Annotated in this window: 23 protein-coding genes; 14 read left to right on the top strand and 9 right to left on the bottom strand. The window is 70.9% G+C overall.

The window, feature by feature from the left end:
- Positions 1-5: 5 nt before the first annotated feature.
- The 6 genes from QSK18_RS04145 to ku all read right to left on the bottom strand — a co-directional run bounded on the left by QSK18_RS04145 (position 6) and on the right by ku (position 7,094).
- Positions 6-491 carry an SRPBCC family protein gene (locus QSK18_RS04145; RefSeq protein ID WP_285616598.1) on the bottom strand — a complete coding sequence of 162 codons (486 nt, stop codon included), beginning with the start codon at positions 489-491 and terminating at the stop codon, positions 6-8.
- A gap of 28 nt (positions 492-519) precedes the next feature.
- Positions 520-1,437, bottom strand: coding sequence for a SigB/SigF/SigG family RNA polymerase sigma factor (locus QSK18_RS04140; protein WP_232808573.1), 918 nt, complete (start codon positions 1,435-1,437; stop codon positions 520-522).
- Complete coding sequence (locus tag QSK18_RS04135; protein WP_285616597.1) at positions 1,434-1,904, bottom strand: ATP-binding protein; 471 nt, start codon at positions 1,902-1,904, stop codon at positions 1,434-1,436. Before QSK18_RS04135 ends, QSK18_RS04140 begins: the two co-directional genes overlap by 4 nt.
- Positions 1,905-2,337: 433 nt before the next feature.
- Complete coding sequence (locus QSK18_RS04130; RefSeq protein WP_232808571.1) at positions 2,338-3,567, bottom strand: MFS transporter; 1,230 nt, start codon at positions 3,565-3,567, stop codon at positions 2,338-2,340.
- Between the two features lie 362 nt (positions 3,568-3,929).
- Positions 3,930-5,981 carry an MFS transporter gene (locus QSK18_RS04125; RefSeq protein ID WP_285616596.1) on the bottom strand — a complete coding sequence of 684 codons (2,052 nt, stop codon included), beginning with the start codon at positions 5,979-5,981 and terminating at the stop codon, positions 3,930-3,932.
- A 153-nt stretch (positions 5,982-6,134) separates the two neighbouring features.
- Positions 6,135-7,094: a non-homologous end joining protein Ku gene (gene ku, locus QSK18_RS04120; protein ID WP_232808569.1), complete on the bottom strand. Its 960-nt coding sequence runs from the start codon at positions 7,092-7,094 to the stop codon at positions 6,135-6,137.
- A 260-nt stretch (positions 7,095-7,354) separates the two neighbouring features.
- Between ku and ligD (QSK18_RS04115) the strand changes: the two genes are divergently transcribed.
- From ligD (QSK18_RS04115) to mobA, 3 genes are read left to right on the top strand one after another with little or no spacing between them, the layout of a single operon-like run.
- Positions 7,355-8,302 carry a non-homologous end-joining DNA ligase gene (gene ligD, locus QSK18_RS04115; protein WP_232808568.1) on the top strand — a complete coding sequence of 316 codons (948 nt, stop codon included), beginning with the start codon at positions 7,355-7,357 and terminating at the stop codon, positions 8,300-8,302.
- A gap of 21 nt (positions 8,303-8,323) precedes the next feature.
- Positions 8,324-9,259: a non-homologous end-joining DNA ligase gene (gene ligD, locus QSK18_RS04110; protein WP_232808567.1), complete on the top strand. Its 936-nt coding sequence runs from the start codon at positions 8,324-8,326 to the stop codon at positions 9,257-9,259.
- Complete coding sequence (gene mobA, locus QSK18_RS04105; protein WP_285616595.1) at positions 9,256-9,846, top strand: molybdenum cofactor guanylyltransferase; 591 nt, start codon at positions 9,256-9,258, stop codon at positions 9,844-9,846. Before ligD (QSK18_RS04110) ends, mobA begins: the two co-directional genes overlap by 4 nt.
- Positions 9,847-9,855: 9 nt before the next feature.
- On the opposite strand, the gene QSK18_RS04100 is transcribed toward mobA, so the two are convergent.
- Positions 9,856-11,091: a GNAT family N-acetyltransferase gene (locus tag QSK18_RS04100; protein ID WP_285616594.1), complete on the bottom strand. Its 1,236-nt coding sequence runs from the start codon at positions 11,089-11,091 to the stop codon at positions 9,856-9,858.
- 155 nt (positions 11,092-11,246) lie between these two features.
- Here QSK18_RS04100 and QSK18_RS04095 point away from each other — a divergent pair, with 155 nt between their 5' ends.
- Positions 11,247-11,435, top strand: a complete 189-nt coding sequence (locus tag QSK18_RS04095) for an Rv0909 family putative TA system antitoxin (RefSeq protein ID WP_232808564.1) — start codon at positions 11,247-11,249, stop codon at positions 11,433-11,435.
- A 62-nt stretch (positions 11,436-11,497) separates the two neighbouring features.
- Here the strand turns inward: QSK18_RS04095 and purD are convergent, their stop codons facing one another.
- Positions 11,498-12,811 (bottom strand): phosphoribosylamine--glycine ligase, encoded by a 1,314-nt coding sequence (gene purD / locus QSK18_RS04090; RefSeq protein ID WP_232808563.1) that lies wholly within the window; start codon positions 12,809-12,811, stop codon positions 11,498-11,500.
- A gap of 106 nt (positions 12,812-12,917) precedes the next feature.
- Here purD and QSK18_RS04085 point away from each other — a divergent pair, with 106 nt between their 5' ends.
- The 3 genes from QSK18_RS04085 to QSK18_RS04075 all read left to right on the top strand — a co-directional run bounded on the left by QSK18_RS04085 (position 12,918) and on the right by QSK18_RS04075 (position 16,052).
- Positions 12,918-13,622, top strand: coding sequence for a hypothetical protein (locus QSK18_RS04085; protein ID WP_232808562.1), 705 nt, complete (start codon positions 12,918-12,920; stop codon positions 13,620-13,622).
- Between the two features lie 68 nt (positions 13,623-13,690).
- Positions 13,691-14,761 carry an FUSC family protein gene (locus QSK18_RS04080; RefSeq protein ID WP_285616593.1) on the top strand — a complete coding sequence of 357 codons (1,071 nt, stop codon included), beginning with the start codon at positions 13,691-13,693 and terminating at the stop codon, positions 14,759-14,761.
- 136 nt (positions 14,762-14,897) lie between these two features.
- Complete coding sequence (locus QSK18_RS04075) at positions 14,898-16,052, top strand: SGNH/GDSL hydrolase family protein (RefSeq protein WP_232808561.1); 1,155 nt, start codon at positions 14,898-14,900, stop codon at positions 16,050-16,052.
- On the opposite strand, the gene QSK18_RS04070 is transcribed toward QSK18_RS04075, so the two are convergent.
- Positions 16,039-16,689, bottom strand: a complete 651-nt coding sequence (locus tag QSK18_RS04070) for an MBL fold metallo-hydrolase (RefSeq protein WP_285616592.1) — start codon at positions 16,687-16,689, stop codon at positions 16,039-16,041. The genes QSK18_RS04075 and QSK18_RS04070 overlap by 14 nt on opposite strands.
- A 235-nt stretch (positions 16,690-16,924) precedes the next feature.
- Here QSK18_RS04070 and QSK18_RS04065 point away from each other — a divergent pair, with 235 nt between their 5' ends.
- From QSK18_RS04065 to QSK18_RS04035, 7 genes are all read left to right on the top strand, one after another.
- Positions 16,925-17,728, top strand: a complete 804-nt coding sequence (locus tag QSK18_RS04065; RefSeq protein ID WP_285616591.1) for an FAD binding domain-containing protein — start codon at positions 16,925-16,927, stop codon at positions 17,726-17,728.
- A complete protein-coding gene (locus tag QSK18_RS04060) occupies positions 17,725-20,376 on the top strand; it encodes a molybdopterin-dependent oxidoreductase (RefSeq protein WP_285616590.1) in 2,652 nt (883 codons plus the stop codon). Before QSK18_RS04065 ends, QSK18_RS04060 begins: the two co-directional genes overlap by 4 nt.
- A 3-nt stretch (positions 20,377-20,379) precedes the next feature.
- Positions 20,380-20,850, top strand: coding sequence for a nucleoside deaminase (locus tag QSK18_RS04055; RefSeq protein ID WP_232808557.1), 471 nt, complete (start codon positions 20,380-20,382; stop codon positions 20,848-20,850).
- 79 nt (positions 20,851-20,929) lie between these two features.
- Entirely contained in the window at positions 20,930-21,187 is a 258-nt protein-coding gene (purS, locus tag QSK18_RS04050) for a phosphoribosylformylglycinamidine synthase subunit PurS (protein WP_232808556.1), read from the top strand.
- A gap of 5 nt (positions 21,188-21,192) precedes the next feature.
- On the top strand, positions 21,193-21,894 hold the full coding sequence (gene purQ / locus QSK18_RS04045) for a phosphoribosylformylglycinamidine synthase subunit PurQ (RefSeq protein ID WP_232808555.1): 702 nt from the start codon (positions 21,193-21,195) through the stop codon (positions 21,892-21,894).
- The gene (gene purL / locus QSK18_RS04040; protein ID WP_232808554.1) at positions 21,891-24,191 is read left to right on the top strand and encodes a phosphoribosylformylglycinamidine synthase subunit PurL; all 2,301 of its coding nucleotides are present in this window, start codon (positions 21,891-21,893) and stop codon (positions 24,189-24,191) included. Before purQ ends, purL begins: the two co-directional genes overlap by 4 nt.
- A gap of 76 nt (positions 24,192-24,267) precedes the next feature.
- Positions 24,268-24,924 carry an IspD/TarI family cytidylyltransferase gene (locus tag QSK18_RS04035; RefSeq protein ID WP_285616589.1) on the top strand — a complete coding sequence of 219 codons (657 nt, stop codon included), beginning with the start codon at positions 24,268-24,270 and terminating at the stop codon, positions 24,922-24,924.
- Positions 24,925-24,962 lie beyond the last annotated feature (38 nt).

Here is a 24,962-nt window from a genome sequence, read left to right as displayed (position 1 = left end):
AAGTCTCAGGCGTAGGCGGAAGCCCGCACCGGATAGTACTTCTCGAAGTCTTCCGGAACCTCGCCGCCGTCCAGCACGGCGGCGAGGCGGTCGAGGTAGAACTCCCAGCCCGGGCCGATGCTGCCCAGGTCGGGGGAGCCGGCCTGCTCGTGGGTGAAGGTCAGGCTGCTGCCCGAGGCGGTGCTGCTCAGCACCAGGCGCAGCGTCCACGGTTCACCCTCGGCCGGAGTGGTCACGGCCAGCACGTAGGGCGCGGCGCAGCTGTCGATGCGCACCGGGCTGGCCGGGGTGCCCTCCTCGGCCGACATGTGCAGCGAGACCGTGCCCGAGGTGGGATCGCCCTCCCAGCGGCCGATCCAGCGGGCCGTCTGCTCCGGCTCGGTCAGGGCGGCCCACAACTGCTGCACCGGAACGCTGTAGGCCCGGGTGAACACCAGGCGAGCGCCGTTCTGGTCACGGGTGATGCGGCCGGTCGGGTCTGACGTCTGCATGGGGGTCAGGCTCCCACAAGATCGCGTCTCAGAGTTCCTGAGTGAGTCCGCTGCGCAGGATGTTCAGGCTCTTGGTGAGCAGCCGGGAGACGTGCATCTGCGAGACCCCCACCTCGGCGGCGATCTGCGACTGGGACAGACCCTTGCCGAAACGTAGCTCCAGGATGCGGCGTTCGCGCACCGGCAACCGGGCCAGCAGAGGGCGCAGGGTCTCGCGCTGCTCGACCAGTTCCAGCCCGGCGTCCTCGAACGACTTGCCCATCCGGTCGGAGTCGTCGGCCGTGGTCTGCAGCGGCACGGTGATGTATGCGCTCGCCGTCTCCAGCGCCTCGAGCACGAGATCCGCGTCCACGTCGAGGTGTTCGGCGATCTCACGGACGGTGGGGGAGCGGTCGAGGGTGTGGGTGAGGGTTTCGCGGGCTTCGGAGACGCGGCGGCCGAGGTCCTGGATGCGGCGGGGGATGCGCATGGCCCAGCCGCGGTCGCGGAAGTGGCGGCGGATCTCTCCGACGATGGTGGGGACGGCGAAGGCGGCGAAGGCTCCGCGTTGGGGGTCGAAGCGGTCGACGGCGTGCAGGAGGCCGATGGTTCCGACCTGGACGAGGTCGTCGTAGGGTTCGCCGCGGCCTTTGAAGCGTTGGGCGAGGTGGTGCACGAGGGGAAGATGGGCCTCGATGACCGCACGGCGCAACTGCTGGTACTGCGGGTGCGCCGGGGGCATCGCGGCCAGCCGGAACAGGTCGGGATCGGCCAGGGGTACGGCGGTGTCTGGATCTACCGGTACCTCTTCCTCGTCTTCTTCTTCGCCCGGGGCGGCGAGATCCGGGTCGTCCAGGTCCAGCACCTCGCGCTCGCCCGGCTGCTCCGGCCCCACCCGGTGGACGATTCCCGGCTGACTGCGCGGCATTACGTGCAGGCGGGCGTCGGCGTCCGGCTGCAGACTCACCTCTCCGCCCGCCCCGGTACGCTCAGTTTGATCCAGGCCCCCTCGGCCCCGCCTCCGGTGAGCACGTCTCCGGCCAGGGCGCGCAGCACCGACCACGAGAAGCTCGCCTCGCGGGGCAGGTGGGCCACCGGCCCGGAGATGGTGACCGACAGATGCTGGCTGCCGACCAGCCCGACCTCGAAGGCCGCCTCCAGGGTGCGGCCCGGGTGGGCCCGCCCGGCGAGCAGCAGGGAACAGGCCTCGTCCACGGCGATCCGCAGATCTTCGATCTCGTCGAGGGTCAGGTCCAGGCGGGTGCCGAGGCCGGCTGCGGCCGTGCGCACGACGGCCAGGTAGGCCGGATCGGCGGGCACCCGCAGGTCCACCACGTCGGGGCGGCGCGCTGTCTTCTCCGCCTTCTCTGCCGGCTCGGCCTGCCCGTTGCGGTCGAACAGGTCGGAGCGCTGGCTGCCGCGAATCGTGCTCACATCCCCCCGTGACGAAGTCCGGACCTGATCGTTGCGGTGCGCGGATCGTTCGTCACGGAACGATACCAATGTCACCATCGGAACAGGGTAGTGCACTCAGAGTTGAACTTGTCCAGGCCTCAAGGGAGAGGCAAGCTACGGAAGTCGCTTGCTCGATCACGACTAGTTAACCCGGTCACCCGTTCGGCCGTACGGGTAATTCTGCCCGTCCAGGGGCGCATCCACGGCTTGATTCCGGAGCCGTTGCACGCCTTGTTGGCCACATCCGGTCATTCTCCGGTGAATGCAGCGTGAGTGCAGCACGGCATTCATCACCAATCGGGCGAATCGTCCTCCGTGCGTGAAAACTCAACAAGCGCGCCGGGTTCGCCGACCAGCGCAGAACCCGATTGAAGACGTCCGTGGTGACCACGGACGTCTTCAGTCGGGTTGATCAGTGGTCGGTCAGGGCGGCGGGGCTGTGTTGTCTCTGTGCGCTGGGCGCGGGGGTGGTGGGCGCCAGGGTCCGTCCCGAATACACCGCGATCAGGGTGCCGAGGAATCCGAGGACGACGGCCACCAGGTTGGGGGAGTTGTAGCCCCAGCCCGCGGCGATGGTCAGACCACCCAGCCAGGCGCCCAGGGAGTTGGCGATGTTGAAGGCCGCGTGCATGCTGGCCGCGGCCAGGTTGGGCGCCCCGCCGGCCAGCGTGATGATCCGGTTCTGCAGGGCCGGGAAGGCCATGGTGTTGCAGAACGGGAAGAGGAAGATCAGGACGGCCGAGGCCACCTGGTTGCTCGAGGCGAAGTAGAAGGTGGCGGCCACCAGCACGTTCGCCCCCATCGCGGCGTAGATCACCGGGTTGCTGTCGAAGCGGTCGGACAACCGGGCCCCGATCAGGTTGCCCACGGTCATGCCCAGGCCGAACAGCACCAGCAGGCGCGAGAGGCTGGACTCGGCGAAGCCGGCCACCTCGGTCATCATCGGCGCGATGTAGCTGAAGGTGGCGAACGTGGCCCCGCCGCCGATCGTGGCCACCGCCAGGGCCAGCCAGACCTGCCGGTTCCGGAAGGCGCCCAGTTCCTTGCGCAGGTGCGGGGCCTCGGGCGAGCTCGGATCGATCCGCTCGCTGCGCGGCACCGCGGCCAGCACGCCCAGGGCGCCCGCCAGTTCGATCAGGGCCACCAGGGCGAACACCACCCGCCAGGACGTGCCCTGCCCGATGTAGGTGGCCATCGGCACGCCCACCACGTTGGAGATGGTCAGCCCGGCGAACACCATGGCCATCGCCTGGCTGCGACGGTTCTGCGCCACCAGGTTGGCCGCCTGCACCGCCGCCACACCGAAGAACGCGCCGTGCGGCAGACCGGCCAGGAACCGCATGATCAGCAGCCCCCAGAAGCCGGGCATGACCGCCGAGAGCAGATTGCCCAGCGCCAGCGCGACGACCAGGCTGATCAGCAGACCCTTGCGGGGGAAGCGGACGCTGGCGGCGGTGAGCAGGGGCGCCCCGATGACCACGCCGATGGCGTAGGCCGAGATCAGGTTGCCCGCCTGGGGCACGCTCACATCGAGATCGGCGGCGATGTCCGGCAACAGCCCGAGGGCGACGAACTCACCTGTACCCAGGCCGAAGCTGCAGATGGCCAGCACCAGAAGGGCTCGCCGTACGGGAGTGAACATGGCCTGCCGCCTCTTTCGTGCACATCAGTGAGCGGCCCCGCCCCTGGGACGGCAGCCGCTGAGGTCTCGCGGTCGGCCAGGGCGCGTCGTTTGCTTGAGAGGCAAGCAAAAGCGGACGGTAGGGGAAAAAGCTGCGGGGCGGCATCATTGAGCCCAAGCGCCGAACGGACGGACGGCTGCGGTCGCCACTGGCTGCTCCCAGCGTACAACCGCTCGCGCCCGTTGAGGCTGGGCTGGGCGGTCGGTGGGGGCCGGGGATTCGGGGCCGGGGCTCGGGTCAGGGCCTGTCCTGCGGATCACTCGCCTACTGCGGGGCGCCTACCGGCACCTCCTCGCTACGGCGCTGATCCACAGGACAGGCCCTAGTTCGGCGGTGTCCTGGGTACGGCTGGGGTCGTGCCGGAGTCGAGGACTGCTTCGGGCGGCTCGTTGAGCAGTTCCGCCGGAACGGTGACCGTCGCGGGGGGTGAGACCGCTCGCCAAGAGGAAACCGCTGCGTCGGGCTTGGAGGTTTCGGCGGGTGTTTCTGAGGCCGGCTGCGGCTGTTCGGGGGCATTGAGCATTGCCTCGATCCTGGGGGCGGCCAGGTCGAGGATGTCTTTCATCTGCTCTTCCCAGGTGGACGCGGCCAGGGTGGACGGTGCCGGCGCGGAGGTCGGCGCAGGCGTGGGGCTGGCGGCGGGTGCCGGTATTGCGGGCGTGGGGGCGGTGGGCGGCCCGGAAGTGGGAACGGTGGGGGTGGGTGCGGTGGCCGGGCCTGGGGTGGTGGGGCTGGAGGTGGTGGGGCCTGATGTGGTGGAGCCTGGGGTGGACGGCGTGGATGTGGCGGGCCTTGGGGTGGCGGGTCCCGAGGTGGTGGGGCCTGATGCAGTGGGGCCTGTGGTGGCCGACGTGGATGTGATCGGCGCTGATGTGCTTGAGGGCTTGTCGTCGGCGGGGGTGGGGTTCGGCGCCACGGGCTGGGAGGCAGTGGCGGCGGAACTGGCGGACGCGGCGGCCAAGGGACGGACGTGCGCTGCGGGCAGCGGGCCGGTGGGCCAGACGGGCTGGGGTTTGATCACGGGGATCTGGCCGGTGTTGGTGTAGTGGCCGACCATCGGGATCGGGTTGGTGTTCAGGCCCACCACCGGTATCCGCAGGCCGCGCGGAGCCGTCGCGGCCGGGTCGGCGCTCAGGGCCTCGTGGGCCTGGTTGTTGCTGGCCGGGGGCACGTCACCGAGGCTCGGGCGCAGGGTGAGGACCAGCGAGTGCTGCATCTGCGCCGCGTACATCGCGATCAGCGCGGCCACCAGGCCCAGCCCCACGGCCACCAGGTTGGGCGCGTTGTAGCCCCAGCCCGCGGCGATGGTCAGGCCGCCCAGCCAGGCGCCCAGGGAGTTGGCGATGTTGAAGGCCGCGTGCATGCTCGCGGCGGCCAGGTTCGGGGCGCCACCGGCCATCGTGATGATCCGGTTCTGCAGGGCCGGGAAGGCCATCGTGTTGCAGAACGGGAAGACGAAGATCATTACTGCCGAGGCGATCCGGTTGCTCGAGGCGAAGAAGAAGATCCCGGCCACGACCACCTGGGCCGCCATCACGCCGTAGATCACCCGGGTCACCTCGAACCGGTCGGACAGCCGCGCCCCGACCAGGTTGCCGAAGGTCATGCCCAGCCCGAACAGCACCAGCAGCGGGGTGATGCTCTCCTCGGCGTACCCCGCGACCTCGGTCATCATCGGCGCGATGTAGCTGAAGGTGGAGAAGATCGCGCCGCAGCCGATCATCGCCACCCCGAGCGACAGCCAGATCTGCAGGTTCTTGAACGCCCGCAGTTCGGTGCGCAGGTTCGGGCCGTCCGGCGCGTCCCGGTCGGCCCGGGCGCTGCGGGGCACGGCCACCAGCATCCCCAGCACGCCGACCAGTTCGACCACGGCGACCAGCACGAACACCAGCCGCCAGGAGGTGTTCTGGCCGATGTAGGTGGTCAGCGGCACGCCGACGACGTTCGAGATGGTCAACCCGGCGAACACCACGGCCATGGCCTGGCTGCGCCGGGCCTGCGGCACCAGGTTGGCGGCCTGCACCGAGGCCAGGCCGAAGAACGCGCCGTGCGGCAGGCCGGCCAGGAAGCGCATGGCCAGCAGGCCCCAGAAGCTCGGCATCGCGGCCGAGAGCAGGTTTCCCACCGCCAGCGCGAGCACCAGGCTGATCAGCAGGCCCTTACGGGGGAACCGGACCGAGACGGCGGCCAGGACCGGCGCCCCGATCACCACCCCCAGCGCGTAGGCCGAGATCAGGTTGCCCACCTGGGTGGCGGTGATGTCGAGGTCCTGGGCGATGTCCGGCAGCAGGCCGAGGCTGGCGTACTCACCCGTCCCGAGGCCGAAACTGCAGATCGCCAGCACCAGCAGTGCTCGTCGCACGGGATTGAGCACGCCTGCCGCCTTCGCCTACAGCTGTTCCGGATCTTGGCCGGACAACTCGCGGGGGATGGACCAGCAGGCGTCGGCGCGCCGTGAGGGTGTCACAAGAACCAGCCGCCCGCCAGATGCCGGAACGCGGTCGGGCGAGCACGGAAAGTCAGGCCGTTAGGCCGACTTGCGGGCCGGGGCCTTCTTCGCGGCGCTCTTGCTCGCCGTCTTGGTGGCGGTCTTCTTGGCCGGTGCCTTCTTGGCCGTGCTGCTCTTCTTGGCGGCCGTGGCCTTCTTGGCCGGGGCCTTGCTCGCGCTCTTGCGGGCCGGCTTCTCGTCCTTTTCGCCGGTGCTCTCGCCCCGGGCCGCCTTGGCCCGGTCGACGCTGGCCTGCAGCGCCGAGAGCAGGTCGACCACCTCGGTGGCGGCCTCGTCGGAGGCCTCCACCGGGGCCGGCTCGGCCCCCTCGAGCTTCGCCTCGACCAGCTTCACCAGGGCCTGCTGGTAGTCGTCCTCGAACTCCTCGGGCTCGAAGTCGGCGGCCATCGAGTCGACCAGGGAGGCGGCCATCCGCAGCTCCTGCGGGCGCAGTTCGACGTCTTCCTCGAGGATCGGGAAGTCGGCCGCGCGGATCTCGTCCGGCCACAGCAACGTCTGCATCATGATGACCTGTTCGCGCACCCGCAGCACGGCCAGTGACTCACGCTGACGCAGAGCGACCTTCACCACGGCCATCCGATCGGTGGCCTCGAGCGCCTCGCGCAGCAGGGCGTAGGGCTTGGCCGCCCGGGAGTCCGGCTCCAGGTAGTAGGACTTGCCGAAGAGCACCGGGTCGACCTGCCCGGTGGGGACGAACTCGATCACGTCGATCTCGCGGTTGGTGGACAGCGGCAGGGCCTCGAAGTCCTCGTCGGTCATCACCACGAGCCGGCCGTCCTCGGCCTCGTAGCCCTTGGCCAGTTGGTCCCACGCCACCTCCTCGCCGCAGACGCTGCAGACCCGGCGCATCCGGATCCGCCCGCCGTCCTCGCGGTGCACCTGGTGGAAGCGGATGTCGTGTTCCTGGGTCGCCGAGAACAGCCGGACCGGCACGTTGACGAGGCCGAACGAGACCGCGCCCTTCCAGATCGCTCGCATCGTGGATCTCCCTCGCTGTCGCACTCACGTCGACCCTGGCGGCACGGGACCGAACCGACATCCGGTGTCAAGGCGGACACGCGCAGACCTGTCACCCAGCATGACCGCTCGATCACCACGGTGCCAGGGCAGGTGCGTGTCCATTCGTACTGACCTGCGTCTACGGGGAAAGTCATCGGTTCGGGTGAGTCGGCGATTGAGGTGGCGATCGAGTCGGCCAGCCCCAGTGATCCGCGGCTGCGGTGTGCTCTGATGGCGACATGCGTCCGATGCTGGCCACCGCGGCGGATCCCGACCGCGGGCTCCCGGCGGACCGCGTGCGCTGGGCCTACGAGGTCAAGTGGGACGGCTGGCGGGTGCTGGCCGACATCCACGACGGCTCGGTGCGGTTGTGGAGCCGGTCGGAACGAGAGATCACCGCGGCGTTCCCCGAGCTGACGGCGATCGGCCGGGCCCATCCGGACGTACTGCTCGACGGCGAGATCGTGATCCTGCAGCAGGGACTGCCCTCGTTCACCGCCCTGGCCGACCGGATCCACCTGAGCGACCCGCGCAAGGCCGCCGCGCTGGCGGCGCGCAACCCGGCCACCCTGATCGCCTTCGACGCGCTGCGGATGTACGGCGTGGACCTGACCGGGCGCTCCTGGCAGGAACGGCGGGAGTCGCTGGAACGCCTGCCCGCCTCGGGGGAGCACTGGCAGCTGTCGCCGGTCTACGAGGACGTCGAGATCCTGCTGGAGGCCACCCGGGAGCAGGGGCTCGAGGGGGTGGTGGCCAAGCGGCGCAGCTCGGTCTACCGGGCCGGGGCGCGCAGCAGCGACTGGCGCAAGCTGGCCCACCGGCGGGTGCAGTCGGTGCTGATCGGGGGCTGGCGGCCGGAGGTGAACGACCGCGCGCAGATCGGGGCACTGCTGATCGGGGTGTGGGCGGCGCCGGGGGTACTGCGCTTCGTCGGGCGGATGGGCAGCGGCCTGACCGCCGCCGGGCCGCAGGCCGAGCTGCGCCGATTGCTGGCACCGCTAGAACTGGAGAAGTCACCGTTCGACGACACGGTGCCGCGGCCGGATGCCAAGGGGGCGACCTGGGTGCGGCCGCGGGTCGTGGTGGACGTACGGCACCTCGGGCGGACCGAGGGCGGAAGGCTGCGGCAGCCGGTCTTCCGGGGTATCCGCAGCGACCTGGAACCAGAGGACGTCCGGTACGAGTGAGCGTGGATTGAGGGGGGCCCGTTGCCTGGAGAGGAACAACTGGTCGAGGTGGCCGGGCGCACGCTACGGCTGCGCAACCTCGACAAGGTGCTCTACCCGTCCACCGGCACCACCAAGGGCGAGCTGCTGCACTACCTGACCGGCGTGGCCGAGGTGCTGCTGCCGCATCTGCGCGATCGTCCGGCCACGCGTAAGCGCTGGCCCGACGGGGTGGAGGCGGGCCCCAGCTTCTTCGAGAAGAACGTGCCCCGGGGCGCGCCGAAGTGGCTGCGCGAGGTGACCCTGCCGGCCCCGGGCAGCACGAAGGACCGCGAGATGGTCACCTATCCGCTGATCGACGACCTGGCCGGGCTGATGTGGGCGGCCAACCTGGCCGCCCTGGAGCTGCACGTACCGCAGTGGCGGGTCGGCCCGCGCGGCGGTGCCAAGGATCCGCACCTGCTGGTGATCGACCTCGACCCAGGGGCCCCGGCCGGTCTGCCGGAATGCTGCGAGGTCGCCTTCGCAGTGCAGGAGAGGCTGCGCGAGGACGGCCTGGAGCCGCATCCGGTCACCTCCGGGGGCAAGGGTATGCAGTTGTACGCAGCGGTGTCGGGCAAGCAGGATGCGACGACGGTCCGGGAGTACGCCCACCGTCTGGCCGAGGAACTGGAGAAGAAGTTGCCCCGCCTGGTGGTCTCACGGATGACCAAGAGCCTGCGCAAGAACCGGGTGCTGCTGGACTGGAGCCAGAACAACTCGGCCAAGACCACGATCTGCCCGTTCTCCCCGCGCGGCCGGGAGCGGCCGACGGCGGCGGCGCCCCGTACCTGGGACGAGCTGGAATCGCCGGGGGCGCTGAGACAACTGGACTTCGGTGAGGTGCTGGAGCGCGTGCAGGAATTCGGTGACCCGCTGGCCACGATGTTGCCCTCGGCCGGTCAGGCCGGGGCCGGACCGAAGGTGCCCACGTCATGACGCATCTGGCTGCTGTGGTGCTGGCGGGCGGCACCGGGGAACGCCTGGGTGGGGTGGACAAGGGGGCGCTGGAGATCGGCGGCGTGACCCTGCTCGACAACGTTCTCCGGGCCACCGAATCGGCTGTGCTCACCGTGGTCGTCGGTGACAAACGTCCTTCTGTGCGAGAAGTCGAGTGGACGCGCGAGGAGCCGCCCGGAACCGGGCCGCTGGCCGCCCTTCTGGCCGGTGTGGAGCTACTGGATCCGGAGGTGACGCCCTTCACCGGGGTTTTCGCCACCGATCTGGCCCGGCTGCGGGAGCCGGATGTGCAGCTACTGCTGGAGACCCTGGTCGCCACCACTGACGCCGAGGCTGCCCTGTTCGTCGATGCCGAAGGTCGGATGCAGCCCCTGGCCGCCGTCTACCGCACCACGCCGCTGATCACCGCGCTGCGCGAACTGAGCCCGCTGGCCGGGAAACCCATGCGCGCCCTCGTGCGTTCGCTCACCGTCGTCGAGGTGCCCGATCGCGGTGCCTCCGAGGACTGTGACACCCCGGCCCAGCTCCAGGCCCTGCAGGACCAGGCAGCCGCGACTCGACCATGAGACAGCTGCTCAGAACCAGGTGTGCCCCACCGCCGCCTCCGGCGCCCAGGCCAGCATCCGGTCCAGCCTGCGCACCGCCCCGGCCCGGTGCTCGTCGGCCCGGCCCGCCCCGTGCAGCCGGACCAGCGAGTTCTGGCCCAGGTAGAGCGATCCCAGGGTCTGTACCGGAAGGGTCACCTCAGCCTCCACCTCGGTTGCGGTGACCTGCGTGCGGCCGTCCTCGTCGGCGTCCACAAGCCACCGGCCGTTCGCGTACCCGTCGGCATCGGCCACCTCGACCACCACCCGACCCGGCCCCTGCGCCGCCCGGGCGCTCAGGGCGGCGACCACGTCGAGCACCCGGACCCACTGGAAGTCGGTGCGGTGCGACTCGGTGATCGCCCGTCGGTCGGGCAGCATCCAGGCCAGGGGTTCGTGCACCGGCCGGTCCTCGGCGAGCACCCGGTCGGTCAGGTCGAGGTCGGCCAGGAACCGCCAAAGAGCAGTGTAGGCAGCGGGATTCGCGGCAGTCAGATCCTGCAGCTCGATGTCTGCCTGATGGTCCAGGCTCCAGTCGCCCTTGATCCGGTAGCTGGCCGTGCCGACCACCGCACCGCTCTGGTCGCGGGCGATCACCGCCGGCCGGTCGTCGTCATCGTCCTCGTCCGCGTGCAGCCCGCACACGTCGTCCCACCACAGGTCGGTGCGAGGCAGTGCCCCCGGCATACCCGCGGCCACTTCCCGGTACAGCGCGGGGGCGACTGCGCGCACCGCCGCATCATCGGTGAGTTCCAGCTCGAGACCCTCGGCCGGGGGCAGCGTGATCCGGCGCGTGTCCACCGCCAGGTGCGTGGTCTCGGTGGCTGCGCCGAACCCGAAACGCCCGTAGATCCCCGACTCGCTGGGGATCAGCAGACTCAGCGCTGCACCGCGTTCCCGCGCACCCGAAAGCGCACCCCGCACGAAGCTGCTGGCCACGCCGCGCCGGCGGTGGGTGGCCAGGACACTCAGCGAGCCGATGGCCCGGGTCGGCACCGCCGCCGCACCCGGCACCGGCAGTTCCAGGTCCCACGAGCGGTAGGCGCCGCACGGCGTGGAACCGCTGTAGGCCAGCCAGAACCGGTATTCGGCCGACTGTCGCTGGTAGTGCTTCAGCCGGGCCTCGGAAGGCCGGGTGGTGGACAGGAAACCCCGGTGATTCAGGGCGGCCCAGATAGGGAGCTCTTCCGCGCCGACCGGGCGGACTTCGATCGTGGTGGCGGTCACATCGGGACGCTACGCGGCGAAGCGCCCGCCTGCACCCGGTTTTCCGGGACGGCGACGGGGGTTGATCAACTCGCGGACTCCTCCGGGCTGGGCTCGACTGGGCAGCGCAGATCCGCTGTACCCGTTGTATCCGCGAAATCCGGGAGGAGTACGTCATGGGCGCGTTCGACGAGCTGAAGAACAAGGGCCAGCAGTACGCCGAGGACCACCCCGAGCAGGTGGAGAAGGCCAGCGACCAGGCCGTGGAGCGCGGTGGCGACGCGGCCGACCAGGCCAGCGGCGACAAGTACGAGAAGCAGGTCGACGCGGCGCAGAAGAAGGCCGACGGCGCGATCGGTCAGTAGGTAAGAGACCGCCGCGAGCCGCAGCGGAGCCTGAACGACTCCGCTGCGGCTCGGCGCCGGGCTCAGGACTCGCTGGGCACCGCGGGGTGGGCCAGACGCTCGGTGAGCTCGGCCGCGGCCGCAGCCTCGGCGATGTCTTTACGGAACTGCCCGCCGCGCAACCCGATCCGCTCCAGGGCGGCGTAGACGGTGGTGCGTGCCGCCGTCAGGTCCTCACCGGTGGCCACCACCGAGAGCACCCGGCCTCCGGCCGCGACCAGGTCACCCTCTTCGATCGCGGTGCCGGCGTGCAGCACCCAGGCGTCCGGCCAGCCGTCGGCGTCGCTCACCCCGGTGATCACGTCACCCTTGACCGGCGTGTCCGGGTAGTTCTCGGAAGCCAGGACCACGGTGACGGCGGCCCGGTCGAGCCACTCCAGCGGGGGCACGTGCTCCAGGTGCTGCACCGCGGCGGCCCGCAGCAGCATGCCCAGCGGCGTGCTCAGCCGGGCCAGCACGACCTGCGTCTCGGGGTCGCCGAAGCGGGCGTTGAACTCGATCACCTTCACGCCCCGGCTGGTCAGGGCCAGCCCGCAGTACAGGACGCCGACGAACGGGGCTCCGCGCCGGGCCATCTCCTCGATGGTCGGCCGGGCGACGTTCTCGACCACGTCGTCCACCAGGTCGGCCGGGGCCCAGGGCAGGGGCGAGTAGGCGCCCATGCCACCGGTGTTCGGCCCCAGGTCGCCGTCCAGGGCGCGCTTGAAGTCCTGCGCCGGGGCCAGCGGCAGCACCGTCTTGCCGTCGGTGATGCAGAACAGCGACACCTCGGGGCCGTCGAGGAACTCCTCGATCACCACCCGGCCGCCCTCACGGTCCAGGCAGGCGGCGGCGTGCGCCAGGGCTGCGTCCACGCTCTCGGTGACCACGACCCCCTTGCCCGCGGCCAGCCCGTCGTCCTTCACCACGTAGGGCGCGCCGAACTCGGTCAGGGCCTTCTGCACCTCTTCGAGGGTGGTGCAGGCGTACGACGCGCCGGTGGGCACCCCGGCGGCCGCCATCACGTCCTTGGCGAACGCCTTGCTGCCCTCCAGCTGGGCGGCGGCGGCCGACGGGCCGAAGCAGGGGACACCGGCCGCCCGCACCGCGTCGGACACGCCGGCCACCAGTGGCGCCTCCGGCCCGACCACGACCAGATCGGCCTCGAGGTCGGTGGCCAGGGCGGCGACCGCCTGCGGGTCGAGGGTGTCGACCGGCAGGCAGTTGCGCTCACCGATCAGCCCGGCGATGCCCGGGTTGCCCGGTGCCGCGTACAGCTTCGTCACCCCCGGGTCGGCGGCGAGGGAGCGGACCAGGGCGTGCTCACGGGCTCCGGGCCCGACCACAAGAACCTTCACGGTTCCAGAGGGTAATCGTCCTCGGCCCCTTCCATGTTCTCTAGGCTGGGTCCGAACCATTGGAAATCACCGCAAAGGCGCGGTCCTGCGTGCGAACGGACTCGCAATGGCACTGCGTAAGTTGCTGATCACCCTGACCGCGACGGCCCTGCTGGCGGGCTGCGGAGGCGACTCGACAGCGTCGGGCGACGCCCCCTCGTCCACTGCTCTGAGTAACACCCTGCAAGTGGTCCCCTACGACGGGCTGCAGCCGGTCGAGATCTACAAGCTGGTCCGCACCTCGGTGCGCAAGGCCGACTCTGTACGGGTGCGCATGGAATCGGAGAACGCCGGTGCAGTCCTGAGCACCGATCTGCGGCTCGACCGCGACGGCTCGGCCACCGGTTCGGTCTCCCCCACCGACGATCAGCAGGTCGAGCTGCTGAAGGTCGGCGACGACGCCTGGTTCAAGGGTGACCAGGACTTTCTCGATGCGTACGGCGTGAAGGGGGCGCAGCCGGAGGGCGAGTGGAGAGCGATCACCGCCAAGAGCCCGGTGGCGGGGTTCCTGACGTACACCGAGATCCCCTTCTACACCGACACGCTGCTCAAGCTGTCGAGGAGCGAGATGTCCGGCCTGCGGCAGGTCGACGGTCAGGAGTTCGACGGCCGGCTGGCGATCGGGCTGCAGACCGAGGACGAGGCGCTGACGCTGTACGCCTCGGCGGACGGTGAGGCGGAACTGGTCGGCTACCGCAGCGACGAGATCACCTACACGTTCTCGGACTGGGACGAGCCGGTCGGCGCCGAGGCCCCGGGCACGGACGGATGACGCCGCCGCCGCTGGGTGGTGGCCCCGCCCTGGTGGCCGGGCCGGGGGTTGCCCACCAGGATTGACCCGTGATCAGAGCCTCGGGTGTGGTGGTGCGGGACGGTGTGCTCCGGGTCCGGATGGCCTGGTTCGCGATCCTGCAGTGCGGCATCGCCGCGGCGGTGGCCTGGCTGGTGGCGGAGAACGTGCTCGACCACCCGCGGCCGTTCTTCGCCCCCATCGCGGCGGTGGTCTGCCTGGGCCTGTCCGACACCCAGCGGCTGCGGCGGATGGTCGAGCTCGCCCTGGGCGTGAGCATCGGCGTGGGCATCGCCGAGCTGCTGGTGAAGGAGCTCGGCAACGGCTGGTGGCAGATCTCCCTGGTGGTGCTGGTCTGCATGTCGGTGGCCCAGCTGCTCGGCGGCGGGGCCCTGATGACCACGCAGTCGGCAGTGCAGGGCATCTTCCTGGCCGCGATGCCGCAGACCCCGGGGGGCGGTCTCTACCGCTGGGAGGACGCGCTGATCGGGGGCACCACCGCCCTGGTGGTGGTGGCCTTCCTGCCGGCTGACCCGGCCCGGTTCGTGCGGCAGGAGGCGCAGGACCTGATCCGGGTGCTGGCGGCCATCTCGTCGGAGTCGGCCGCGGTGCTGCGCAGCGGAGACCCGGAACGCGCCGATGCAGCCCTGGAACGGGCCCGGCGCACCCAGGACGACATCCAGGCCTGGACCGACGCGCTGCGCGGGGCCGAGGAGATCAGCCGGGTGTCTCCGCTGCGCCGCCGGCACCGGCCCGAGCTGCAGCGCTACCGCCGCGGCCTGGTCGGGCTGGACCGGGCCACCCGCAACATGCGGGTGGCCGTGCGCCGGATCGCGGCCGCCCTGGAGACCGGCACCCCGATGCCCGCCGAGCTGGCCGACGTCTTCGACCACCTGGCCGAGATCCTCCGGCTGCTGGAGGGCGAGGTCGGCACCGCGCACGAGCGGATGGTCTCGGCCACCGCGCTGGCCGCCCTGGCCGGGCGCCTCGACCCGGAACAGCTGGGCGCACAGTCGCTGTCGGCGAACGTGGTGGTGGCGCAGCTGAGGTCGGTGGTGGTGGACCTGCTGGGGGTGACCGGCATGGACGAGCACCAGGCGCGGACGTTGCTGCCGGGCTGACCTCCGCGCGCCGCACTACCGACGGTGAACCATTGCGGACACAGCGCATTGGGTGCGACCCTGCCAGAGGCATCCGGCGGGGGAGGTTCGCGTGGCGCAGGCACGGTCGGCAACCGGAACTACTACGCAGGGGCGCGTGCTGCGTTGGGCCGCGGTCGCGGCCCTGGCCGCCTCCGCGCTGCTGGCCGTCCCACCCTCCGCCGATGCGCAGCCGCAACCACAGCGCCCGTCCGGCGACCCGGTGGTGGTCAGCCTCGGCGACAGCTACATCTCCGGCACCGGTGGCCGTTGGGCCGGCAACTCCGACCAGTTCCTGTTCGACCGCGGTGGCACCGACCGGGCCTGGTCACGCGACGACGGCGAGCTCTTCGGCGACTCCGACCGGGGCAAGGTCTACGGCCGCACCGCCAAGAGCGGCTGCTACCGGTCCGACTCGGCCCCGATCATCAGCGCCACCAAGGCCGGGCTGGCCGGCCGGCCGGTCAACCTCTCCTGTTCCGGCGCCCAGGCCGCGAACGTGCTGCGAGCGGTGGAGGGCGGGGTCGGGATGCGTGGCGAGAAGCCGCAGAACGACCAGCTGGCCGCCCTGGCCCGCAAGAGCCGGGTCGAGCTGGTGGTGCTCTCGGTCGGCGGCAACGACCTGAGCTTCCCCGAGCTGGTGTTCGACTGCATCTCCGCCTACACGCTGCGCGACGACCCGTGCAAGACCGAGCAGCAGCCTCGCCTCGACGTCGAGCTGCCGGCCATGGGCGCGGCGGTGGGGGCCGTGCTCGCCGACATCCGGGCCACCCTGCGCGCGGCCGGCTACGCCGACGGCGACTACCGGCTGATGCTGCAGTCGTACCCGAACCCGCTGCCCACCGCCGCGGAAGACAAGTACGAGGGGCACTCCCGGGTGTTCAAGTGGACCGGTGGGCGCTGCCCGTTCACCGATCCGGACATGACCTGGACGGCGCGCAGCGCCATCCCGGCGATCAGCCTCACCCTGGAGCGGGCCGCGCACCGGCAGGGCGCCACGTTCCTCGACCTCAGCAACGCCTTCGACGGTCACGAGCTGTGCGCCGACGGCACCACCCACCCCCGCGGTGAGCCGAACTCGACCGACGTGGAGTGGGTGCGCTTCGTCGACTACACCGGCCAGGGCGACTATGCCGAGTCCCTGCACCCGAACTTCTACGGGCAGCAGGCGATCGGCCGCTGCATCGCCGGGGCCGCCCGCCTGAAGGGCGACGCGACCTGCACCGGTCTTCCCGAGAAAGGCCTGAAGGCGCTGCGGATCACAGCTCGGTAGGGCCCTGCCCGGCCAGATCCACCAGCTGGGCCCCGGCCGGCAGCAGCCCGGAGAGGTTGCGCAGGTACACGGCGCGCCCGGCGGGCTGCAGCAGGCCGTCGTGGATCGGGAAGAGCCGGCCCGGGGCGATCGCCCTCACGAAGTTCGCGGTCTCGCTGAACTTCGCCCACGGCGCGTTCAGCGGCAGGGCCAGCAGATCGATCTCACCGGGCAGGGCGCCGTAGGAGTCGCCCGGGTGGAACAGCGAGATGTCGCCCGGGGCAGCGATCCGCAGGCCCACGTTGCCGATCAGCGGGATGTCGGCGTGGATCTCCGCGTGCACCCCGCCCATCGGGGTGAGGACGGCCTCGGCGACGCGCACCGGCTGGTTCGGCGTGAGGGCCTGCACCGGCACCCCGGCCTGGGCCAGCAGGGCCGCCGTCTCCGGCTCGGCCAGCACCACGGCCTGCGGGTTCGCGGCCAGCACGGTGGGCAGCCGCTCGGTGTCGAGGTGGTCGATGTGCTGGTGCGTGATCGCGATCGCGTCCAGCCCGGTCAGGTCCTCGAAACCCTCGGTGAAGGCGCCCGGGTCGGTCAGGATGCGGGCGTTCCCGGTCTCGACCAGCAGACATGAATGCCCGATATGAGTGATCCGCACGCCGTCCACCCTGGCACGAGCGGTCCGGCGATGCACTCGGGACACGGCGCCCGGGCGGGGACAACGTTATCTGTCCGTCGCGTTGCGACACCTGGGCGCAACAGGTGGTGCGTACGCTCCAGGAGGTGGTTGAGTCAGACATGGCACGGCGGCCTCTGGGGCGGGAAAACCTCCGAACTGAGGACGTTGTGGTGGGCGACGGCGGTTTTGCGGAGGTTGGGTTGCGGGGACCGTTGTGGACCTGAATCAGGTCTCGGCCTTCGTGGCCACTCCGGCCCTGGGCGACTGGCGGCCGGGAGACGCCTGGCTGGCCGGCGGCACCTGGCTGTTCTCCGAACCGCAGCCCGGGATCGAGCGCCTGCTCGACCTGACCACCCTGGGCTGGCCCGCGCTGGTGGCCGGGCCGGACGGTCTGGAGATCGCTGCTACCTGCACCATCGCCGAACTGCGGAGCTGGCCGGGGCTGCCCGGGACGACGGCCGGGCCATTGATCAGGCAGTGCTGCGAGGCCTTCCTGGCCTCGTTCAAGGTCTGGAACGAGGCAACCGTGGGCGGCAACCTCTGCAACGCACTGCCGGCCGGACCCATGATCGCCCTCACCGCAGCGCTCGACGGCGTGTGCCTGATCCAGGGGCCTTCGGGCGAAAGGGCCGTGCGGGCCGCGGACTTCGTCGTCGGTGACAATCGGCATGTGCTCCGGCCCGGTGAGTGGCTGCGCTCCATCTACCTCCCGGCCGCGGCACTGCACGGGCGTCACGTCTTCCGCCGCCAGTCGCTGAACACCCACGGACGTTCGGCGGCCTTGCTGATCGGTACGGCGAGATCGGGTCGCGAATGGGAACTGACCGTCACGGCCTCCGTCAAGCATCCTGTCCAGCTGCGGTTTTCCGGCGACGAAGGTGCGGACGAGGTGCGTCGCGCGGTGCTGCAGGCTGTGCCGGACGAGCTGTGGCACGACGACGTCCACGGGCTTCCGGCCTGGCGCCGGCATCTGACCCTGGGCTTCGCCGAGGAGATCAGACAGGAGCTGGTGCAGTGAGTTTCCGGGTCCTGGTCAACGGGAAGTCGTACGGCGAAGAGCCGGCGCCCGGGCAGTGCCTGCGTACCTATCTGCGCGAGGTCGGCTGGACCGGGGTGAAGAAGGGCTGCGACGCGGGTGACTGCGGGGCCTGCACGGTGCACGTGGACGGGCGTCCGGTGCACTCGTGCCTGTACCCGGCGCAACGAGCGGCGGGTCGCGAGGTCACCACGATCGAGGGTCTGGAAGGCGCCGACGGGCTGCATCCGGTGCAGCAGGGATTCGCCGACGCCCAGGGCTTCCAGTGCGGGTTCTGCACCGCGGGCATGATCATGACCGTGGCCGGGATGAGCCCGGAGCAGAAGCAGGACCTGCCGCGCTCGCTCAAGGGCAGCCTGTGCCGCTGCACCGGCTACCGCTCGATCTGCGACGCGGTGGCCGGGGTGTCACACGTCGAGGCGGGCGGTGTGGGCGGGGTGGGCCGGAATAGCCCGGCCCCGGCCACGCGCGAGATAGTCACGGGGGCAGCCCGCTTCACCCTCGACGAGACTCCGTCCGGCCTGCTGCACTGCGTGCTGGCTCGGTCGCCGCACGCCCACGCCGAGATCGACTCGGTCGACTGCTCGGCGGCCCTGGCCGTGCCCGGCGTGGTGGCCGTGCTCACCCATGAGGACTCGCCGCAGACCTTGTTCTCCACCGGCCGCCACGACAGCCTGCGCGACGACCCGTGGGACACGTTGGTCCTCGACCGGACGGTGCGCTTCAAGGGTCAGCGGGTCGCCGCCGTCGTCGCGGAGACCGTGGCCGCCGCCGAGGAGGGAGTGCGCCGGCTCGAGATCCGTTACACGCTGAAGGAAGCCGTGTTCGATCCGGAGCTGGCGATGCGCCCCGGCGCCCCGGTGCTCCATCCCGACCGCACCCCGGAGCAGGGCGTGGCCCGGGCCGCCGACAACGTGGTGGCCGAGGTGCACGGCCGGATCGGAGACGCCGAGGCCGGGTTCGCCGCCGCCGACGTTGTGTACGAGAACACCTTTCGTACTCAGCGGGTGCAGCACGCCCACCTGGAGACCCACGCCTGCGTGGCCTGGGTGGACGAGAAGGACCGCCTGAACGTACGGACCAGCAGTCAGACGCCGTTCCTCACCCGCGCCGCCCTGGCCCACGTGCTCGGCCGGCCCGAGGCCCAGGTGCGGGTCCTGACCGGCCGGGTCGGGGGCGGGTTCGGCGGCAAGCAGGAGATGCTGGTCGAGGACGTGGCGGCGCTGGCCACCCTGCGCACCGGCCGGCCGGTGCAGATCGAGCTGACCCGCTCCGAGCAGTTCACCGCGGCCACCACCCGGCACCCGATGCGGATCCGGGTGAAGATCGGGGCCCGGGCCGACGGCACGTTCACCGCGATCGAGCTGGAGGTGGTCAGCAACACCGGGGCCTACGGAAATCACGCTCCCGGTGTGCTGTTCCACGGCTGCAACGAGTCGATCTCGGTGTACCGCTGCCCGGCCAAGAAGGTCGACGGGTACGCCGTGTACACCAACACCGTGCCGGCCGGGGCGTTCCGCGGGTACGGGCTGAGCCAGCTGATCTTCGCGATCGAGTCGGCGGTCGACGAGGTGTCCCGCGAACTCGGGATCGACCCGTTCCGGCTGCGCGAGCTGAACATCGTGCGGCCCGGTGACCGGATGGTCTCGACCAGCGAGGACGACCACGACGTGGAGTACGGCAGCCACGGGGCCGACGAGTGCCTGGCCGTGGTGCGCCGCGCCCTCGAAGAAGACACGACCCCGGCGCCGGAAGGGTGGCTGGTCGGCTCGGGGATGGCTCTGGCGATGATCGACACCATCCCGCCGCGCGGTCACCACAGCGAGGTCACCGTCCGGGCCCTGGCCGACGGCGGTTACGAGCTCAACGTGGGCACGGCCGAGTTCGGCAACGGCACCAGCACGGTGCACCGCCAGCTCGCGGCGGAGGTGCTCGGCTGCCCGGTCGAGGCGATCCGGCTGCGCCAGTCCGACACCGACGTGGTGCGTTACGACACCGGCGCTTTCGGGTCGACCGGGATCGTGGTGGCCGGGGCGGCCACGGTCCGGGCCGCACTCGACCTGAGACAAAAGATGACGCAACCGGCGTCGAGGCCCACAGACGTCCTCAATTCTGCTCTGACCGGCACCGGCACCGCCGGTGGTTCGCCCCGCTCGATCGCCTTCAACGTGCACGGGTTCCGGATCGCGGTGAACCCGGAGACCGGGGAGATCGCCTTCCTGCGCAGCATCCAGGCGGCCGACGCGGGCACCGTGCTGAACCCGATGCAGTGCCGGGGGCAGATCGAGGGCGGTACCGCGCAGGCCCTCGGCGCGGCCCTGTTCGAGCACGTCGACATCGACGCCGGCGGCACCGTGACCACCTCCACGTTCCGCGGCTACCACCTGCCCACGGTGGCCGACGTGCCCACCACCGAGGTGGTCTTCGCCCAGACCTACGACCGGCTCGGCCCGCTGGGGGCCAAGTCGATGAGCGAGAGCCCGTTCAACCCGGTGGCCCCGGCCCTGGCCAACGCCCTGCGCTCGGCCACCGGCGTGCGTTTCGGTGACCTCCCGCTGAGCCGCGACCGGATCTGGGCCAGGCTGGAGGCCGAGCGGCAGAACCTCACGAACCATCCGGACAGGAGCTGAACCATGGTCACCGAGACCGAGTGGCTGGACCAGGCGGTGGCGCTGGCGGCGCAGAACGTGACCGACGGCGGTGGGCCGTTCGGGGCGATCGTGGTGCGCGACGGCGAGCTCCTGGCCTCCGGCACCAACCAGGTCACCCCCACGCTGGACCCGACCGCGCACGCCGAGGTGGTGGCGATCCGGGCGGCCTGCCGGGCGGTGGGTTCCTTCCGGCTGGACGGCTGCCTGCTGGTGAGCTCCTGCGAACCCTGCCCGATGTGCTTCGCCTCGGCCCTGTGGGCCCGGGTCGAACGCATCGTCTTCGCCGCCGACCGCTACGACGCGGCCAAGGCCGGCTTCGACGACCGGGCCTTCTACGAGGTGTTCCAGAACGAGCCCGCGCAGTGGCCGCTCACCCTGGCCCAGTTGCCGCTGGCCGCGGCCACCCGGCCGTTCGAGGAGTGGGGGCGCAAGAGCGACCGCACCGACTACTGATGCTGATGTGCGGCAGGGCGGTCCGGGTCAGGTAGCGTTTTACCCGCATCAGCCCGTCTCTCCAGCTAGGAGCACTGTCATGGGTCGCGTCGTGATCGACGTCATGCCGAAGCCTGAGATCCTCGATCCGCAGGGCAAGGCGGTCGTCGGGGCCCTCGCCCGGCTCGGCTTCGCCGAGTTCGCCGGTGCCCGCCAGGGCAAGCGGTTCGAGCTCGAGGTCGAGGGCGAGGTCGACCAGGCGGTTCTCGACCGCGCCCGGGAGGCGGCGCAGACGCTGCTGTCCAACCCGGTCATCGAGGACGTGGTGGCCGTCCGCGCCGCCTCGGAGCAGGAGTGACCGGGATGCGGATCGGTGTCGTCACCTTCCCGGGCAGCCTGGACGACCGGGACGCCCTGCGCGCGGTGAAGATCGCCGGTGGCACCCCGGTGCCGCTGTGGCACGGTGACGAGGACATCAAGGGCGTCGACGCCGTGGTGCTCCCCGGCGGCTTCTCCTACGGCGACTACCTGCGCTGCGGCGCGATCGCCCGGTTCGCCCCGGTGATGAACGAGATCATCCGGCTGGCCGGCCCGCCCACCCAGGTCTCCTCCGGTCTGCCGGTGCTCGGCATCTGCAACGGCTTCCAGGTGCTCACCGAGTCGCACCTGCTGCCCGGCGCCCTGGTGCGCAACGAGAAGCAGCAGTTCATCTGCCGCGACCAGAAGTTGCGGATCGAGCGCACCGGCACCACCTGGACCAACGGCTACGAGCAGGGCCAGGAGATCGTCGTCCCGCTGAAGAACGGCGAGGGCGGTTTCGTCGCCGACGACGCCACGCTCGACATGCTCGAGGGCGAGGGCCGGGTGGTCGCCCGCTACCTCGAGGTGAACCCGAACGGCTCGTACCGCGACATCGCCGGCGTCAGCAACGCCTCCGGCACCGTCGTCGGCCTGATGCCGCACCCGGAGCACGCCACCGAGGCCGGTTACGGCCCGGAGGTCAACAACGGCACCGACGGACTGGCCTTCTTCACCAGCGCACTGCAGGGAGTGCTCTCAGCGTGACCAACAGCCTTACCGAAGAGCAGCGCAAGGCCCTCGACACTGTCGACAAGGCCGCCGCCACGCCCGACGTGGAACAGCCCTGGGCCGCCCTGGGCATGAAGGAGGACGAGTACGAGGCGGTGCGCAAGATCCTCGAGCGCCGCCCCACCGGCTCCGAGCTGGCGATGTACTCGGTGATGTGGAGCGAGCACTGCTCGTACAAGTCCAGCAAGGTGCACCTGCGTCAGTTCGGTGAGAAGACCACCGACGAGATGAAGGAACACCTGCTGGTCGGCATCGGCGAGAACGCCGGCGTGGTCGACATCGGCCAGGGCTGGGCGGTCACCTTCAAGGTGGAGAGCCACAACCACCCCAGCTACGTCGAGCCCTACCAGGGCGCGGCCACCGGCGTGGGCGGCATCGTGCGCGACATCATCTCGATGGGCGCCCGCCCGGTCGCGGTGATGGACCCGCTGCGCTTCGGCGCCATCGACCACCCGGACACCCTGCGGGTGCTGCCCGGCATCGTCGGCGGCATCGGCGGCTACGGCAACTGCCTGGGCCTGCCCAACATCGGCGGCGAGGTCTCGTTCGACCCCTGCTACCAGGGCAACCCGCTGGTCAACGCCCTCGCCGTGGGCACCCTGCGGCACGAGGACATCCACCTGGCCAACGCCCGCGGCAACGGCAACCTGGTGGTCCTGTTCGGCGCCCGCACCGGCGGCGACGGCATCGGCGGCGCCTCGATCCTGGCCAGCGACACCTTCACCGAGGGCGGCCCGACCAAGCGCCCGGCCGTGCAGGTGGGCGACCCGTTCGCCGAGAAGGTGCTGATCGAGTGCTGCCTCGACCTGTTCAAGGCCGACGTGGTGCAGGGCATCCAGGACCTCGGAGCGGCCGGCCTGTCCTGCGCGTTCTCCGAGCTGGCGAGCAACGGTGACGGCGGCATGCTGGTGCACCTCGACCGGGCCCCGCTGCGTGACTCCACGCTGGCGCCGGAAGAGATCCTGATGAGCGAGTCGCAGGAACGCATGATGGCCGTGGTCACCCCGGAGGACCTGCCCGGCTTCCTGGAGATCACCACCCGCTGGGACGTCGAGGCCACCGTGATGGGTGAGGTCACCGACACCGGCCGACTGGTCGTGCTCTGGCACGGCGAGACCATCGTCGACGTGCCGCCGCGCAGCGTGGCCCACGACGGCCCGGTCTACGACCGGCCCTACGCCCGCCCCGACTGGCTGGACGCGCGTCAGGCCGACACCCCGGACAAGCTGCCCCGGCCTTCGGAGGACGAGCTGGGGGCCCTGGTGGTCAGGATGGCCGGCACGCCGAACCTGGCCAGCCGCTCCTGGATCACCGACCAGTACGACCGCTACGTCCAGGGCAACACCACCCAGGCGATGCCCGACGACGCGGGCGTGATCCGGGTCGACGAAGAGAGCGGTCTGGGCGTGGCCATCGCCACCGACTGCAACCAGCGCTTCGCCGCGCTCGACCCGTACACCGGGGCGCAGCTGGCCCTGGCCGAGGCCTACCGGAACGTCGGTGTGGCCGGCGGCAAGCCGCTGGCGGTCACCGACTGCCTGAACTTCGGCTCGCCGGAGGACCCGGCCGTGATGTGGCAGTTCGCCGAGGCCGTGCGCGGCCTGGCCGACGGCTGCCAGACCCTGGGCATCCCGGTCACCGGCGGCAACGTGAGCCTCTACAACCAGACCGGCAGCACGGCCATCCACCCCACCCCGGTGGTCGGCGTGCTCGGGGTGCTGGAAGACGTGGCCCGGCGCACGCCGTCCGGCTGGAAGAGCGCCGGTGCGCAGCTGTTCCTGCTGGGCACCACCCGCGCCGAGTTCGCCGGCTCGGAGTGGGCCTGGTCGCAGCACCAGCACCTGGGTGGCCTGCCGCCGCAGGTCGACCTGGAGGCCGAGCGGGCCCTGGCCGCGGTCATGGTCGCGGCCGCGAACGACGGCCTGGTCGTCGCCGCGCACGACCTGTCCGACGGTGGTCTGGCCCAGGTCCTGGTCGAGTCCAGCCTGCGCTACGGCGTCGGCGCCACGGTCTCGCTCGAGGCGGCCTGCGAGCGTGACGGGGTGGACGCGTTCACCCTGCTGTTCGCCGAGTCCACGGCCCGCGCCGTGGTGGCGGTCAAGCCGGAGGCCATGCAGCTGTTCACCCAGGCCTGCCTGGCCAACGAGGTGCCGGTGGTGGCGCTCGGATCGACCGGCGGCGAGTCGCTGACGGTCACCGGTCACTTCTCGCTGGAGCTCGACGAGCTGCGCACCGCGCACGAGAGCACGCTGCCCCAGGCGCTCAACGCCTGAGGCTGTAAGTCGGCGGCCCGTCTCCCGGCAACGGGAGGCGGGCCGTTGCGCATATCCGGACGATACGGTTGCGCCCATGAGCGTCTGGGGTGTTGTTCTCGCTGGTGGCGGTGGTACCCGGTTCGGCGGGCTGAAGCAGTTCGCCGTGCTCGGCGGACAGACCCTGCTCGAGCGGGTGGTGGACATCGCGGCGCGCAGCTGCGACGGCGTTGTGGTCGTCCTGCCTGCCGGCCACGAGTGGCCGGGTAAGGGAGTGCAGGCCACCGGTGGTTCCACCCGCGCCGAGTCCGTGCGCGCCGGTCTGGCCGCCCTGCCGGAAGACGCCGAGATCGTCTGCATCACCGACGCCGCCCACCCGCTGGCCAGTCCGCTCCTCTACGACCGGGTGATCACGGCAGTGCGAGGCGGGGCCGCCGCCGCCCTGCCCGGTCTCCCGCTCACCGATGCGGTGAAAAAGCTTGAGAATGATCCGGTTTCCGGCGCGGAGGGAATTCTGGGGCTGGCGGGTGCCACCACCCCGGCCGGCGGCAGTGTGTCGGCGCAGATGCCGATGGCCTTCGACCTGCCCACCCTGCGCCGGGCCCACGAGCAGATTGCAGACGCTGTCGAGGACTCGGGGATGGTGGCGGCCCTGGGTGGGCGCGTGGTGGTGGTTCCCGGTGAGCCGACCAACGTGCACGTGACCACCCCGGCCGAGCTGACCGTGGCACAGGCGCTCCTACCCCTGGTCTGACCGCTCGTCAAGACTCTCGATATGCGGCCTTCATCCTT

Source organism: Kineosporia sp. NBRC 101677 (assembly GCF_030269265.1).
GTDB classification, from domain to species: Bacteria; Actinomycetota; Actinomycetes; order Actinomycetales; family Kineosporiaceae; genus Kineosporia; species Kineosporia rhizophila.
Note: the sequence above shows the minus strand (reverse complement) of the source record. Positions and strands in the feature narration are given on the sequence as shown.

Coding starts and splice junctions, on each gene's coding strand:
- QSK18_RS04145 (WP_285616598.1), bottom strand. CDS start 491: ATGCAGACGTCAGACCCGACCGGCCGCATCACCCGTGACCAGAACGGC.
- QSK18_RS04130 (WP_232808571.1), bottom strand. CDS start 3,567: ATGTTCACTCCCGTACGGCGAGCCCTTCTGGTGCTGGCCATCTGCAGC.
- ku (WP_232808569.1), bottom strand. CDS start 7,094: ATGCGAGCGATCTGGAAGGGCGCGGTCTCGTTCGGCCTCGTCAACGTG.
- ligD (WP_232808568.1), top strand. CDS start 7,355: ATGCGTCCGATGCTGGCCACCGCGGCGGATCCCGACCGCGGGCTCCCG.
- mobA (WP_285616595.1), top strand. CDS start 9,256: ATGACGCATCTGGCTGCTGTGGTGCTGGCGGGCGGCACCGGGGAACGC.
- QSK18_RS04095 (WP_232808564.1), top strand. CDS start 11,247: ATGGGCGCGTTCGACGAGCTGAAGAACAAGGGCCAGCAGTACGCCGAG.
- QSK18_RS04085 (WP_232808562.1), top strand. CDS start 12,918: ATGGCACTGCGTAAGTTGCTGATCACCCTGACCGCGACGGCCCTGCTG.
- QSK18_RS04055 (WP_232808557.1), top strand. CDS start 20,380: ATGGTCACCGAGACCGAGTGGCTGGACCAGGCGGTGGCGCTGGCGGCG.
- purS (WP_232808556.1), top strand. CDS start 20,930: ATGGGTCGCGTCGTGATCGACGTCATGCCGAAGCCTGAGATCCTCGAT.
- purQ (WP_232808555.1), top strand. CDS start 21,193: ATGCGGATCGGTGTCGTCACCTTCCCGGGCAGCCTGGACGACCGGGAC.
- QSK18_RS04035 (WP_285616589.1), top strand. CDS start 24,268: ATGAGCGTCTGGGGTGTTGTTCTCGCTGGTGGCGGTGGTACCCGGTTC.